Raw genomic sequence first — 13474 nt, forward strand, 5'->3', positions numbered from 1 at the left:
GTCCAGGGTCACCTCGCGCTGGCGGGGTATGTGCTCAAAGATGTCGTGAAGTGGCTGGCGGATGGAACTCGCGGACCGAGCTCCATCGATGCCGACGCGCCCGAGGCCGAGGACGAGCAGCCGGGCGGGACCCCGTCCAGCCGCCGTCGCCGGAGCCGGCGCAGCCGGGACGCCGAGGAGGTCGCGGCCGACCGCGCCGAGCCGGTGCTCGAAGAAGCCCGCCAGATCGAGGCCGACGACGACACGCTCGAGTCCGACGCCGAGGCGGACGACGAGTCCGAGGACGGTGCCGAGGGCAGCCGCCGCCGTCGCCGCCGCCGCGGTGGCCGTCGTCGCCGCAAGGCCGGCGAGGGTGCCGAGGACAGCGCGGACGAGAACGACGACGAGTCCGAGGACGACGCCGAGGGCCAGTCCGACGTGGACGATACCGACGAGCAGACCGATGCCGAGGACGACGCGGAGGGCGCGGGCAGTTCCTCGCGCCGCCGTCGCCGTCGTCGCCGCCGCAAGGGTGAGGACAGCGGTTCGGCACCGGACGACCCGGAGGAGATCGTCGTACGGGTCCGTGAGCCGCGCAGTACCAAGACCGTCTCGAACGAGATCACCGCGGTCGAGGGCTCGACCCGGCTGGAGGCGAAGAAGCAGCGCCGCCGTGAGGGCCGCGCCGCCGGTCGCCGCCGGGCGCCGATCGTGACCGAGGCCGAGTTCCTGGCCCGCCGCGAGTCGGTCGAGCGGACGATGGTGATCCGGGCCCGCGACGACCTGACCCAGATCGCGGTCTCCGAGGACAACGTGCTCGTCGAGCACTACGTGACGACCGCCGAGCAGAGTTCGCTGATCGGCAACGTGTACCTCGGTCGCGTGCAGAACGTGCTGCCGAGCATGGAAGCCGCGTTCATCGACATCGGCAAGGGCCGCAACGCGGTCCTGTACGCCGGTGAGGTGGACTGGGCGACGCTCGGCGCCGGTAACGGCCCGCGCAAGATCGAGTCGGTGCTCAAGTCCGGTCAGGCGGTCCTGGTCCAGGTGACCAAGGACCCGATCGGCCACAAGGGCGCCCGGCTCACCAACCAGATCAGCCTGCCCGGCCGGTACGTCGTGTACGTCCCGCGCGGCGGCAACGGCGGGATCAGCCGCAAGCTGCCGGACACCGAGCGGAACCGGCTGAAGGGCATCCTCAAGGACATCGTCCCGGACGAGGCGGGCGTGATCGTCCGGACCGCGGCCGAGGGCGCCACCGAGGAGGAGCTGACCTCGGATGTCAGCCGCCTGCAGGCGTTCTGGGAGGAAATCGACAAGAAGTCGAAGTCCGGCCAGGCGCCCGCGCTGCTGCACGGCGAGCCGGATCTGCTGATCCGGGTGGTCCGTGACCTGTTCACCGAGGACTTCACCAAGCTGGTCATCTCCGGCGACGACGCCTTCGACCAGGTCAAGGAGTACGTCGCGTCCGTTGCGCCGCACCTCGCCGAGCGGGTCGAGAAGTGGGCCGGCGACGGCGATGTCTTCTCGAACTTCCGGATCGACGAGCAGATCAAGAAGGCGCTCGACCGCAAGGTCTGGCTGCCCTCGGGCGGTTCGCTGATCATCGACCGCACCGAGGCGATGACGGTGGTCGACGTCAACACCGGCAAGTTCACCGGCTCCGGGGGCAACCTCGAGGAGACGGTCACCAAGAACAACCTGGAAGCGGCCGAGGAGATCGTCCGCCAGCTCCGGCTGCGCGACATCGGCGGCATCATCGTGATCGACTTCATCGACATGGTGCTGGAGCTCAACCGCGATCTCGTACTGCGGCGGTTGGTGGAGTGCCTGGGTCGCGACCGGACCAAGCACCAGGTCGCCGAGGTGACCTCGCTCGGGCTGGTCCAGATGACCCGGAAGCGGATCGGCACCGGTCTGCTCGAGGCATTCAGCGAGAACTGCGACCACTGTGGTGGGCGCGGGCTGATCCTGCACGACGAGCCGAAGGAGTCGCGCCGTCGCGCCGACGACGGCCGCAGCCGCGGCGGTCAGCAGAACGGCCAGCACAACCACGGCCAGCAGAGCCAGCCCGCCCAGAGCGGCGGCCAGAGCAGCACCGGCGGTCAGGGTGGCAACGGCAACGGCGGCGAGCAGAAGAGTGGCGACGGCGAAGCCGCCGCCAAGAAGACCTCCCGCAGCCGGGGACGCGGTCGCGGCCGTGGCCGTGGCGAGGGCACTGAGGAGCACGCCGAGTCGACGGACACCCCGTCGAACCACGACGCCGCTCAGAAGCTCGCCCAGATCGCCGCCGCCACCCTCGCCAGCGGCGAAAAGGCCCACGAAACGTCCGAAGCCCCGGCAGCCGCCGAGGCTCGGGAAACGAACGACGCTCCTGAGCAGTCTGCAGAGGCCGCCCAGGAGACTCCGGAGCAGAGCAGCTCCGGGCGGAACGGCAGTACCCGGAGGCGGCGGAGTAGCCGTAGCCGGAGCAATGCGAGCAGTAATGATGGTGACGCAGGCAACAGTGGAAACGACCAGCAGGTCGGCTCCCAGGAGTTGGCGTCCACCCCAGTTTGACCCGCTCGTGACGCGCGCCGTAAACTCAAGCTTCGGCGCGCGTCTCGCGTGCCTCCTTTGTGTGGGCTGTGTGAATGTGTGAGCAGCTCCGTAAGTCTTCCGAACAATAGAGAGTGAGATCCACGGTGTACGCGATCGTGCGCAGTGGCGGCACCCAGCAGAAGGTCGCCGTCGGCGATGTCATCGAGATCGACAGCCTGACTGATCAGGTCGGCGACACGGTGTCGTTGCCCGCAGTCCTCGTCGTCGATGGCGACACCGTGACGGCCGACGCCGCCGCTTTGTCCAAGGTGGCCGTTTCGGCCGAGGTCCTCGGCCGCACCAAGGGCCCGAAGATCAACATCCTCAAGTACAAGAACAAGACCGGTTACCGCAAGCGCCAGGGGCACCGCCAGCACTACACCCAGGTCAAGGTCACCGCGATCGACGCCAAGAAGAAGTGAGCTGATACAGACATGGCACACAAAAAGGGAGCAGCGTCGACCCGTAACGGTCGCGACTCCAACGCACAGCGTCTCGGCGTGAAGCGCTTCGGCGGCCAGCTGGTCAACGCCGGCGAGATCATCGTCCGCCAGCGTGGCACCCACTTCCACCCGGGCAACCTGGTCGGCCGTGGTGGCGACGACACGCTGTTCGCGCTGGCCGAGGGCCACGTCGAGTTCGGTACCCGTCGTGGGCGCCGCGTCGTCAACATCGTCCCGGCCCCGGCGGAGTAATTTCGCCACCCGGACGAGTAACAAGCCTGAGAAGGGCGGGTCGCGGAATAGCGCGACCCGCCCTTCGGCTATGTAAGAAGGTGCCCCGCCCCGGCGGGGCGTAGTACGGCAGCACGAAGGCGTTCCGCCCCGGCGGGGCGTAGTACGGCAGCAGGAAGGGCGTTTCGCTTCGGCGGGCGCGGTACAGCATTCACCCAGCAGGAAGTTGAACACCGATGGCGATCCCCAGCTTTGTCGACCGTGTCACGGTGCACGTCACCGGTGGCAACGGCGGAAACGGCTGCGCCTCGGTGCACAGCGAGAAGTTCAAGCCGCTCGGTGGCCCGGACGGTGGTAACGGTGGTGACGGCGGCAGTGTCATCCTGCGCGTCGATCTCGACCAGACCACGCTGGTCGACTACCACCGCTCCTCGCACCGGCACGCGACGAACGGGGCGCAGGGCAAGGGCGATCACCAGGCCGGCAGCAAGGGCGGCGACATCATCCTGCCCGTCCCGGACGGCACCGTGGTCAGTACGCCGGAAGGCGAGGTGCTCGCCGACCTGGTCGGCCACGGCTCGGAGTACGTCGCGGCCGCCGGCGGCAAGGGTGGCCTCGGGAACGCGGCGCTGGCCAGCTCCAGCCGCAAGGCTCCCGGCTTCGCCCTGCTCGGTGAGGACGGCGAAGAGCGCACCATCGTGCTCGAGCTCAAGGTCGTCGCCGACATCGGTCTGGTCGGCTTCCCGAGCGCGGGCAAGTCGTCGCTGATCGCCTCGATCAGCCGGGCCCGCCCGAAGATCGCCGACTACCCCTTCACGACGCTGATCCCGAACCTGGGGGTCGTGGTCGCCGGTGAGCACATCTTCACCGTGGCCGACGTACCAGGTCTGATCGAGGGCGCGAGTGAGGGCCGGGGCCTCGGCCACGACTTCCTCCGGCACGTCGAGCGCTGTGCCGCACTGGTGCACGTGATCGACTGCGCGACGTACGAGCCCGGTCGGGACCCGCTGAGCGACCTCGATGTGATCGAGGCCGAGCTCGCGGCGCACGGCGGGCTGGAGGACCGGCCGCGGCTGGTCGCGCTGAACAAGGTGGACGTGCCGGACGCCAAGGAGATCGCCGAGATGGTGCGGGCCGAGCTCGAGGAGCGTGGCCTGCAGGTGTTCCCGATCTCGACCGCGAGCCACGAAGGCCTGGACGCGCTGAAGTTCGCGATGGCGGAGATCGTCGTCAAGCGCCGGTCCGAGGAGGAGAAGCCGGACAACACCCGGATCATCCTCCGTCCGCGGGCGACCGGTGGCCAGGAGTTCAAGGTCAAGCAGACCCCGAGCGGTGCCTGGCTGATCCAGGGCGACAAGCCCGAGCGCTGGGTCCGGCAGACCGACTTCACCAACGCCGAGGCGACCGGATACCTGGCCGACCGGCTGAACCGGCTCGGGGTCGAGCGCCAGCTGCTCGAGCTGGGCGCGGTGGCCGGCGACGAGGTGACGATCGGCGACGGCCCGAACGCGGTCGTCTTCGACTTCGCCCCCGAGGTGCAGGCCGGTGCGGAGCTGCTGGCGCGCCGCGGCGAGGACCAGCGGCTGGACGAGGACCGTCCGGCGGCGCAGCGCCGCAAGGAGAAGGACTACGAGTACCACCTGCGGCGGGAGGGCGAGATCGAGCGCCCGAAGGACCTGTCGGAGTACGGCAAGGGCTGGGTCGAGGACGAGGTCGACCTGACCCCGGCGGAGGCGAAGGCGGCCCAGAAGGCTGCCGAGCGGCTGGCGCGCAAACAGGCGCGCGAGCTGGCCGCCGCCGAGGAGCTGGAGGCCGAGCGCCGGTTCGCCGCCGGTGAGATCATCGATATCGATGCCGAAAGCAACAACCAGAACGCATGACCGGAGGCCGTCGACGACGCCGGTCCCGCTGATGCCGCACTGAGTCAGGACAACTGATGCGGGACGTGGTGCAACGCCCAGAGGTCGTCAAGGCGGCCCGGATCGTGGTGAAGGTCGGCTCGTCGTCGCTGACCCAGCGCGGCCGGATCGACCTGGAGCGGCTCCGATTGCTCGTCGACGCGCTCGCCGCGCGCCGGGTCGAGGGGACCGAGGTCGTGCTGGTCTCGTCCGGTGCGATCGCGGCCGGACTCGCGCCGATGGGACTGCGGTCGCGACCGAAGGATCTGGCCACCCAGCAGGCGGCCGCGTCGGTCGGCCAGGGACTGCTGATGGCTCGCTACAGCGACGCTTTCGCCGCCCACGGGCTGCGCGTCGGTCAGGTTCTGCTGACGGTCGACGACGTCACCCGGCGAAGCCACTATCGCAACGCCTACCGGACGTTCGCGCGGTTGCTGGAGCTCGGCGTCGTCCCGATCGTGAACGAGAACGACACCGTCGCGACCACTGAGATCCGGTTCGGCGACAATGACCGGCTGGCCGCTCTGACGAGCCACCTGGTGCACACGGATCTGCTGGTGCTGCTGTCCGACGTGGACGGCCTGTACGACGGGGATCCGCGCAAACCCGGTACGACGATGATCACCGATGTCCGCGGACCGGCCGACCTCACGCGCTTGAAGATCGGCCGCACCGGGTCGTCCGGCGTCGGTACGGGTGGCATGCAGACCAAGGTCGAAGCGGCCGCAATCGCCACTGAGGCAGGGATTCCGGTGGTCCTCACCTCAGCGGGGCGCGTCGGTGAGGCACTGCGCGGCGAGCAGGTCGGCACGCTCTTCCACCCGACCGGCCGGCGCCAGAAGACCCGGTTGCTGTGGCTTGCCCACGCGACCTCCGGACTCGGGCGGCTGGTGCTCGACGAAGGCGCTGTTCGAGCGGTGACAGAGCGCCGTACGTCGTTGCTTCCGGCGGGCATCAGCGCGGTCGAGGGCTCCTTCTCCGCCGGCGATCCGGTCGATCTCGTGTCACCTGCCGGCCTGGTGATCGCTCGCGGCCTGGTGAACTACGACGCGGCCGAGCTGCCCGGTCTGCTGGGTCGCTCGACCCGGGATCTGGCGCGCGAGCTCGGCGCGGCGTACGAGCGTGAGGTCGTCCACCGCGACGACCTCGTGCTGCTCTGACCGACCGCTTGCGTCCGAAGAAGCGGAGGGACGTCCCGTCCACTTCTTCGGACGCAAGCGTTGGCGAGACGGGTGGGGGCGGGGAGAGGAGCGGGCCTACGATGGGCGGGTGAGCGAGATCATCGAAATCTGCCGGCAGGCCCGCGAGGCGTCGTACGCGCTGGCGGCGGCCTCCCGCGCGACCAAGGACGCCGCGCTGCACGCGATGGCGGCGGCGCTGCGGGAGAACACCGAGGCCATCGTCGCGGCGAACGCGAAGGACGTCGCCGCCGCGGGCGAATCCGGTACGCCGGAGTCGACGGTGGACCGGCTGGCGCTCGACCCGGCGCGGGTGGACGCGATGGCGGCAGGTCTCGAGCAGCTGGCCGGGCTGGTCGATCCGGTCGGCGAGGTCGTCCGCGGCTACACACTGCCGAACGGGCTGGAGCTCCGCCAGGTGCGGGTGCCGTTCGGCGTCGTCGGCATCATCTACGAGGCCCGCCCGAACGTGACCGCCGACGCGGCCGGCATCTGCCTCAAGTCCGGCAACGCGGTGCTCCTGCGCGGCTCGTCCTCGGCGGCGTCGTCGAACGTCGCGATCATCGACGTACTGCGGTCCGCCGCCGCGTCGGCCGGGCTGCCTGCCGACGTGATCCAGGGCGTGCCCGGCGATCGCGCCGCCGTCAAGGAACTGATGCAGGCGCGCGGGCTGGTCGATGTACTGATTCCGCGTGGTGGCGCCGGGTTGATCCAGACGGTGGTGTCGGAGTCGACGGTGCCGGTGATCGAGACCGGGGTCGGCAACTGCCATGTCTATGTGGATGCCGAGGCCGATCTCGACCTCGCGCTGACGATCCTGCTGAACTCGAAGACCCAGCGGCCGAGCGTGTGCAACGCGGCGGAATCCCTGCTGGTGCACGCGGATGTGGCTGACGCGTTCCTGGCTTCGGCCTTGCCGGCATTGGCTGCCGCTGGTGTGACGGTGCACGGTGATCCGACGGTTGTTGCCGCTGGCAAGGATGTGGTGGCGGCAACCGAGGAGGATTACGGCACGGAGTACAGCTCGCTGGATCTGTCAGCTGCCGTGGTGCCGTCGCTGGAGGCTGCGGTCGAGCACATCCGGAAGTACAGCTCGAGTCACACCGACGCGATCATCACCCGGTCGCAGGCGGCCGCGCGGCGGTTCGTCCAGGCGGTGGATTCGGCGGCGGTGGTGGTGAACGCGAGCACGCGGTTCACCGACGGCGGCGAGTACGGCTTCGGGGCGGAGATCGGGATCTCGACCCAGAAGCTGCACGCGCGTGGGCCGATGGGGCTGCCGGAGATGACGTCCACGAAGTACGTGGTGATCGGTGAAGGCCAGGTCCGCGGCTAGCCGGTCTGCTTTCGGCTAGCCGGCTCTGCTTTCGGCTAGCCGGTCTGCTTGAGGAGTGGAGCGGCGTCGATGGAGTTGACGGTGACCGGATCGGGGCTGAGGATCGCGAGCGAGGCGGCGTAGTCCGAACCGATCTCGAGATCGTCGAGTTGCACGCGCCCGTCGTACCCGGGCCATTCCAGTAGCGCGGCGGGTTGGTCCGGCGGGCTGACGACGAGGCGGCGCAGGTCGGTCCGCATTCCGTCACCGGTCGCCTTGACGACGGCCTCCTTGCGCGTCCAGTACGTCGTGAAGGCGCGCGCCCGATCGGCCGGCTCGTACTTCGTCAGCTCCTTGGTCTCCGACTCGGCCAGGCTCACCACAGCCAGCGAGTTCGCGTCGATGCCGAGATCGACCTTCTCCACGTCGAGGCCGACCGGTGCGGTGGGGTGGAAGGCGACCCCGATCAGGTCGCCGGAGTGCGAGACGGACAGCTGCATGCCCTCGACCTTGACCTTCCCGTGCGGCCGGCCGCAATCCTCGCACTTCCGGTCGAGCCGTACGTCGGACGGCGGGATCATCAGGTGGATCCCGAGCACCCGGCGGGTCACCGCACAGCCGAGGAGGAACCGGTCCTTGTCCTCTTGCCGCGCGTACGCGGCCAAGCGACCGCGTTCGGCCTCGTCGAGCTCGGCGATCAATTCCCAGCGGACGTCACCGATCTTCGCCCACCACACTTCCACCGCCGTCACGCGTTCACCTTTGCAGCACCCGGCACTTTGGCAGCCCCCGGCGCCTTGGCAGCATCTGGCGCCTTGGCAGCCTCGGACGCCTTGGCGGCATCCGGGGCGACCCAGGTCAGCGCCCCGCTGCGGAGGTCGTCGAGGACGGCGGTGAGCCAGCGCGACTCGGCCTCGACGACCGCCCGCGCGTACTCGGTCTCCAGCAGCACGACCCGGGGAACCGGCGCACCTTCGTACTGCGAGGTCAGCTCGGCCTCGAGCTCGGCGATCCGCTGGGTGAGGTGGTCGCGACGCTCCTCGAAGAGGCTGATCGCGGTCTGCGGATCCAGCAGCATCAGGAACGAAAGGGCTGCGGGGAACTCTGGGAACTCATTGCGCGGGGTGGCGACGATCTCGGTCAGCCACTGCCGCGAAACTGCCCGGCCGGCGTCGGTCAGGTGGTACGTGGTGCGTTCGGGATAGCGCTCGTCCCGCTCGGTGCCGCCGGCGGTGATCAGGCCGTCCTCCTCCAACCGGGCGATCATCCGGTACAGGCTGGTGCGCTGCCCGACGTTGACCACCTGGTCCTTGCCCCACTGCTTGATCAGGCGCTGGATCCCGTACGGGTGCATCGGACCGTTCTCCAACAGCCCAAGGATCGCGAGCGCCAGGGGTGAACGGCGGAGGGTCTGCTTCACCGGGTCAGCATACGATGCTTGCGAAACTAGTTGCAATGTAACTAGATGCCATGTAACTATCTCTCCATGACAAACCTCGCAGAACTGGTCGCGGGCTCGGTTGAGTCCCGGGACGGAACCTCCATCGGCTACTGGAAGACCGGTCAGGGACCGGCCGTCGTCGTACTGCACGGCAGCATGGAGTCGGCGCGCAGCCACACGCTGCTCGCCCAGGCGCTGGCCGACGACTTCACCGTCTATCTGCCGGATCGCCGCGGCCGAGGCCTGTCCGGTCCGCATCGTCACGACCACTGCGCCCGGACCGAGGTGGAGGACCTTGAGGCCGTCCTGCGCGAAGCCGGGGCGACGTTGGCGTTCGGAGTCAGCGCGAGCGGAGCGATCGTCCTGGAGGCCGCGCGGACGCTGCCGACGTTGCGCAGAGTCGCTGTCTACGAACCGGCGCTGGTCGCGGACGGCACGCCGCACGCCGCCTGGCTGTCCCGCTTCGACCAGGAGATTGCCCAAGGCAACGTTGCGGCCGCGATGATCACCAGCATGTACGGCCTCGAACTGGCGCCGGCGATCTTCAAGGTGCTGCCCCGCCGGCTGCTGGCTGCCATCACCGAGAAGGCGATGCAGAAGGAGGACCGCAAGGCCGGTCCCGACGACATCACGCTGCGAAAGCTCGGGCCGACCGTGCACCACGAAGGCGCGCTCATCGTCGAGCTGGCCGGCCGGGTCGACGAGTTTCGTACCGTGCAGGCCGACGTACTGCTCCTCGGCGGCAGTAAGGGCCTGTCGTTCCTCAAGCCCGGCCGGGACGCCCTGGCCAAGGTCCTCCCACGCAGTCGGGTGATCGAGTTCGACGGTCTCGACCACGGTTCCTCCAGCGATCCCAGCCCGATCAATTCCACCGGCAGCGCCGATGCGGTCAACAGGATCGCCGTCGAGGTTCGCTCGTTCTTCGGCGCAAACCGATGAGCATCCGTACGACGATCGTCGCGGCGGCCCTGATCTCCGGCCTCGCAGCCACCTTTCCCGCCCTGGCGAGCGCCTCTCCGCGCCCCGCGCCATCGTCGTCGTGGTCAGCCAGCTGGATTTCTGCGATGCAACCGCCGGGTAGTGACTCGCCAGGTTTCTACCACCAGACGATCCGGCAGGTAGTGCGCGTCAGCACCGGCGCCAGCCGGCTGCGGATCCGCCTGTCCAACCAGTACGGCGTATCGCCGCTCCGCGTCACTCGCGCCACAGTCGGCCGAACCCGCGACGGCGCCTCGATCCAACCAGGAAGCCTGCGCGAACTGACATTCCGCGGAGTGCGATCGACCATCATCCGGGCCGGCGGACTGGGTGCTTCGGACCCCATCGGGTTGTTCGCCGGCCCCTTGGAGCACCTGACGATCACGCTCTATCTCGCCGGATCGACGGGACCCGCCACCTTGCATGGGGACGGTCTGACCACCACCTATCTCGCCGACGGCGATCACAGCTCCGACGTCGGAGGAACAGCATTCACCGGCGCGACCAGCCATTCCTTCTTCTACTTGGCAGGGGTGGACGTGATCGGCCGCCGAGGAACGGTCGTCGCCTTCGGCGATTCGCTGACCAACGGGCACAACTCCACGGTCGGAGCCGATCGCCGTTACTCCGACGCCCTGGCGGAGCGCCTGGTCAGGACCGGACGCCCGGTGGTGAACGCCGGAATCTCCGGGAACCTGCTGCTGAGTGAGCTGCCGTGCTTCGGCGAGAAAGGGCTCACGCGGTTCCGGCGGGACGCCCTCGACCAGCCCGGAGCAGGAACCGTCATCGTGGCGGAGGGCGTGAACGATATCTGGGACAGCGAGGGTGACTTCGGCTGTGGGACCACTGAACGCATCACGGCGGCGGACCTCATTCGTGGACATCGGAGCCTTATTTGCGCCGGACATGCCCGTGGCGTGCGGCTAGTCGGTGGGACGATGACGCCGTTCAAGGCGGACTACATCCCTGCCGCCGACTTCGAGCGCGCGGAGGCGATCCGCGTACAGGTGAACAACTGGATCCTCACCTCGGGCGAGTACGACGCGGTGGTCGACTTCGCCAAGGCGGTCGCCGATCCGGCCGATCCGCAGGCCTTGAATCCCCTCTACAACTCGGGCGACAGCCTGCACCCCAATGACGCCGGCTACCGCGCGATGGCAGCCGCCGTCGACCTGGCGAGCCTCTGACTGCACCCAGCTCTGTCAGGTCAGCTGGCGGGCGATGTCGAAGGCCCAGTTGACGGCTTCGGGGATGTCGGTGACGGGATAACGGACGGCGGCGATCGTGCGGTCTGGTTTGACGATGAGGACGATGCGCTTGAGGCGCTCGTAACCGCCCGCTCGGAAGGTCGGGAGCCGGAGCGCCGCGGCCAAGGTCAAGTCGGTGTCGGAGAGCAGGGTATGCGGGATGTTCTCCAACTCGGCAAAGGCTCTCTGCTCGTCCGGACGCTGCGTGCTCACACCGTGTACGGCGATCCCGGCTTCAGCGAATTCACCCGCGCGCTCCGCGAACAACTTGTTCTCCAACGTGCACCCCGCAGTACCGGCGATTTCCTCCCACCCAACCGGCAAGGGAGAGGGCCGCCCCGTCGCGGGATACCCAAAGATCACGGTCCCCCTGGCGGCGACATCGACGACGTCGCGAAGCACCCCTCCCGTGCCGACCTCTCCCGCTCCCGCGCCGACCTCTCGGGCTCCCGCGTTGGTTGCTGAAAGCAACAGATCGTGCGGGATCTTGCGGCCGGCCAGTTCGTGGACGCGGTGGGCGGGTGCTTCGTCGGCGGTGTTGGTGCCGGTGAGTTCGCCGTCGCCGAGGAGCCAGCGGTCGCCCCAGTCCTGCAGCGCAACGAGCACCGGAAGGAGCGCTTTCCCGCGCGGCGTCAGCTGGTACGCATACCGAGTGGGCCGTTCCTGGTACGCCGTACGCTCGATGACCCCGCCGTCCAGCAACCCGTTCAAGCGTTCGGTCAGCACCTTCCGGGAGATCTGCAGGGACTCCGCCAGCAGGTCGAACCGATCGACCCCGCGCGCCAGATCCCGGACGATCAACAGCTCCCAGCCGTCGCCGATCACCCCGAGCGACTGCGCAATCGCACAGTCCGGCTCAGGCGAGTAGCTGCTGCGCCGCACAGCCCCACCCCTTCCAAGTTGCCACCACGCTATCCACCCAACTAAGTTCCTAACAGAAACTCACTCTACTACTGGGGGTCCGGAATGCGGGGGTATTGGCGGCGGGTGGGGGAGTTGCCAGGTTGGTTGAAGGCGGTGATGGTGGGGCAGTTGGTGAGTTCGGCGGGATCGTTGGCGTGGATCTACCTGACGCTCTACCTCGTCCAGGATCGCGGGATGTCCGCGCAGCACGCCGGGCTGGCGGCTTCGGCGTACGGCGTGGGGCTGTTGCTGGGGAACCTCAGCGGTGGCTGGTTCGGCGACCGCTTCGGCCTGCGCACTGCCTCGGTAGGTAGTCAGCTCGCCTGGGCGGCAGCGTGCTGTGCAATGCCTGCAGTGCCGACCAGCGGTCTTCCCGTGTTGGCGGCTGTCGCAGGGCTCTGCGGTGGTGCGAGTAGGCCCAACATGAGCGGGCTAGTCGCTACCGCGCTTCCGCCTGAGCGCCGTCGCGAGGGGATCGCCCTGTCGCGGTCCGCCAGCAACGCCGGGTTCACGATCGGCCCACCGCTGGGCGGCCTACTAGCGGCGTACGACTTCTCTCTTGTCTTCGTGATCGACGCAGTCAGCAGCCTGGTGCTAGCGGCGGTCGTCTGGCGGTACGTGCCAGCAGCCGTCCGCACTGCCTCAGCAGCCGCCACTGGGGTTTGGCGAGCGCTCCTGCGCGACCGCTCTGTCCTCGTACTGCTAGGAGCAATCGTCGTAGTCGACACGGTCTACCGGCAGCTCTACGCGACCGTCCCGCTGCTCCTGCACGACACCGGCTCGCCTGCCATCGCGTACGGCGTACTGATCGGCCTCAGCTCAGTAGTCATCGTCGCCCTAGAAGCGCCCCTAGCCGTGAAGCTCCGGCGTCACCACGCGCTCAGAGTGATCGCTGCCGGGATCCTGCTAGTCGGACTCGGGTACGGCGTACTAGGCGCCTGGCCAATGCTCGGAGGCGCTGTAGTAGCTGCCGCCTTCATCACTGCCGGCGAGATGCTCTACAAGCCGACAGCAACCGCCCACGTAGCCGAAGCTGCACCAGAAGGCATGGTCGGCCGCTTCTCCAGCCTGTACGCCGCTGCTTCCATCAGCGGCATGTTCCTCGCTCCCGCGATCGGCGGCACCGTCTACGAGCACACCCCACACCTGCTCTATCCAGCAGCCGCAGTACTCGCCCTAGCCGCCGCTGCAGCTCTACTACTACGTCAGCCGGCAACCGCGACCCAGCAGCCGGAGCTCTCCCGTGGCGACCAGCCCGGAACCCAGGAGGCGTAGCTCTCC

At 68.6% G+C, this 13474-nt stretch carries 12 protein-coding genes; 9 read left to right on the forward strand and 3 right to left on the reverse strand.

Annotation, left to right across the window (positions count from 1 at the left end; translation table 11 throughout):
- From ABZ004_RS00005 to ABZ004_RS00030, 6 genes are all read left to right on the forward strand, one after another.
- The coding region (locus ABZ004_RS00005; RefSeq protein WP_355677509.1) for an Rne/Rng family ribonuclease at positions 1–2538 on the forward strand (2538 nt) is incomplete at its 5' end.
- A 125-nt stretch (positions 2539–2663) separates the two neighbouring features.
- Positions 2664–2981: a 50S ribosomal protein L21 gene (gene rplU / locus ABZ004_RS00010; protein ID WP_112245818.1), complete on the forward strand. Its 318-nt coding sequence runs from the start codon at positions 2664–2666 to the stop codon at positions 2979–2981.
- A gap of 12 nt (positions 2982–2993) precedes the next feature.
- Complete coding sequence (rpmA, locus tag ABZ004_RS00015) at positions 2994–3254, forward strand: 50S ribosomal protein L27 (RefSeq protein WP_112245816.1); 261 nt, start codon at positions 2994–2996, stop codon at positions 3252–3254.
- Between the two features lie 215 nt (positions 3255–3469).
- The gene (obgE, locus tag ABZ004_RS00020) at positions 3470–5113 is read left to right on the forward strand and encodes a GTPase ObgE (RefSeq protein WP_355677510.1); all 1644 of its coding nucleotides are present in this window, start codon (positions 3470–3472) and stop codon (positions 5111–5113) included.
- 56 nt (positions 5114–5169) lie between these two features.
- Positions 5170–6291 carry a glutamate 5-kinase gene (gene proB, locus ABZ004_RS00025; protein ID WP_355677511.1) on the forward strand — a complete coding sequence of 374 codons (1122 nt, stop codon included), beginning with the start codon at positions 5170–5172 and terminating at the stop codon, positions 6289–6291.
- Between the two features lie 109 nt (positions 6292–6400).
- Positions 6401–7645, forward strand: a complete 1245-nt coding sequence (locus tag ABZ004_RS00030; RefSeq protein ID WP_355677512.1) for a glutamate-5-semialdehyde dehydrogenase — start codon at positions 6401–6403, stop codon at positions 7643–7645.
- 35 nt (positions 7646–7680) lie between these two features.
- Here the strand turns inward: ABZ004_RS00030 and ABZ004_RS00035 are convergent, their stop codons facing one another.
- Both ABZ004_RS00035 and ABZ004_RS00040 read right to left on the reverse strand, forming a co-directional pair.
- Positions 7681–8376 (reverse strand): 4'-phosphopantetheinyl transferase superfamily protein, encoded by a 696-nt coding sequence (locus ABZ004_RS00035; RefSeq protein ID WP_355677513.1) that lies wholly within the window; start codon positions 8374–8376, stop codon positions 7681–7683.
- Positions 8373–9044 carry a helix-turn-helix transcriptional regulator gene (locus tag ABZ004_RS00040; RefSeq protein WP_355677514.1) on the reverse strand — a complete coding sequence of 224 codons (672 nt, stop codon included), beginning with the start codon at positions 9042–9044 and terminating at the stop codon, positions 8373–8375. The genes ABZ004_RS00035 and ABZ004_RS00040 overlap by 4 nt, the downstream gene beginning before the upstream one ends.
- 66 nt (positions 9045–9110) lie before the next feature.
- On the opposite strand from ABZ004_RS00040, the gene ABZ004_RS00045 reads away from it, so the two are divergent.
- A complete protein-coding gene (locus tag ABZ004_RS00045; protein ID WP_355677515.1) occupies positions 9111–10004 on the forward strand; it encodes an alpha/beta hydrolase in 894 nt (297 codons plus the stop codon).
- Entirely contained in the window at positions 10001–11230 is a 1230-nt protein-coding gene (locus tag ABZ004_RS00050; RefSeq protein ID WP_355677516.1) for an SGNH/GDSL hydrolase family protein, read from the forward strand. The genes ABZ004_RS00045 and ABZ004_RS00050 overlap by 4 nt, the downstream gene beginning before the upstream one ends.
- A gap of 15 nt (positions 11231–11245) precedes the next feature.
- Here the strand turns inward: ABZ004_RS00050 and ABZ004_RS00055 are convergent, their stop codons facing one another.
- Positions 11246–12172: a winged helix-turn-helix transcriptional regulator gene (locus tag ABZ004_RS00055; protein ID WP_355677517.1), complete on the reverse strand. Its 927-nt coding sequence runs from the start codon at positions 12170–12172 to the stop codon at positions 11246–11248.
- 105 nt (positions 12173–12277) lie between these two features.
- Between ABZ004_RS00055 and ABZ004_RS00060 the strand changes: the two genes are divergently transcribed.
- On the forward strand, positions 12278–13468 hold the full coding sequence (locus ABZ004_RS00060; protein WP_355677518.1) for an MFS transporter: 1191 nt from the start codon (positions 12278–12280) through the stop codon (positions 13466–13468).
- Positions 13469–13474 lie beyond the last annotated feature (6 nt).

Source organism: Kribbella sp. NPDC006257, from assembly GCF_040613535.1.
In the GTDB taxonomy this organism is placed as follows: Bacteria; Actinomycetota; Actinomycetes; order Propionibacteriales; family Kribbellaceae; genus Kribbella.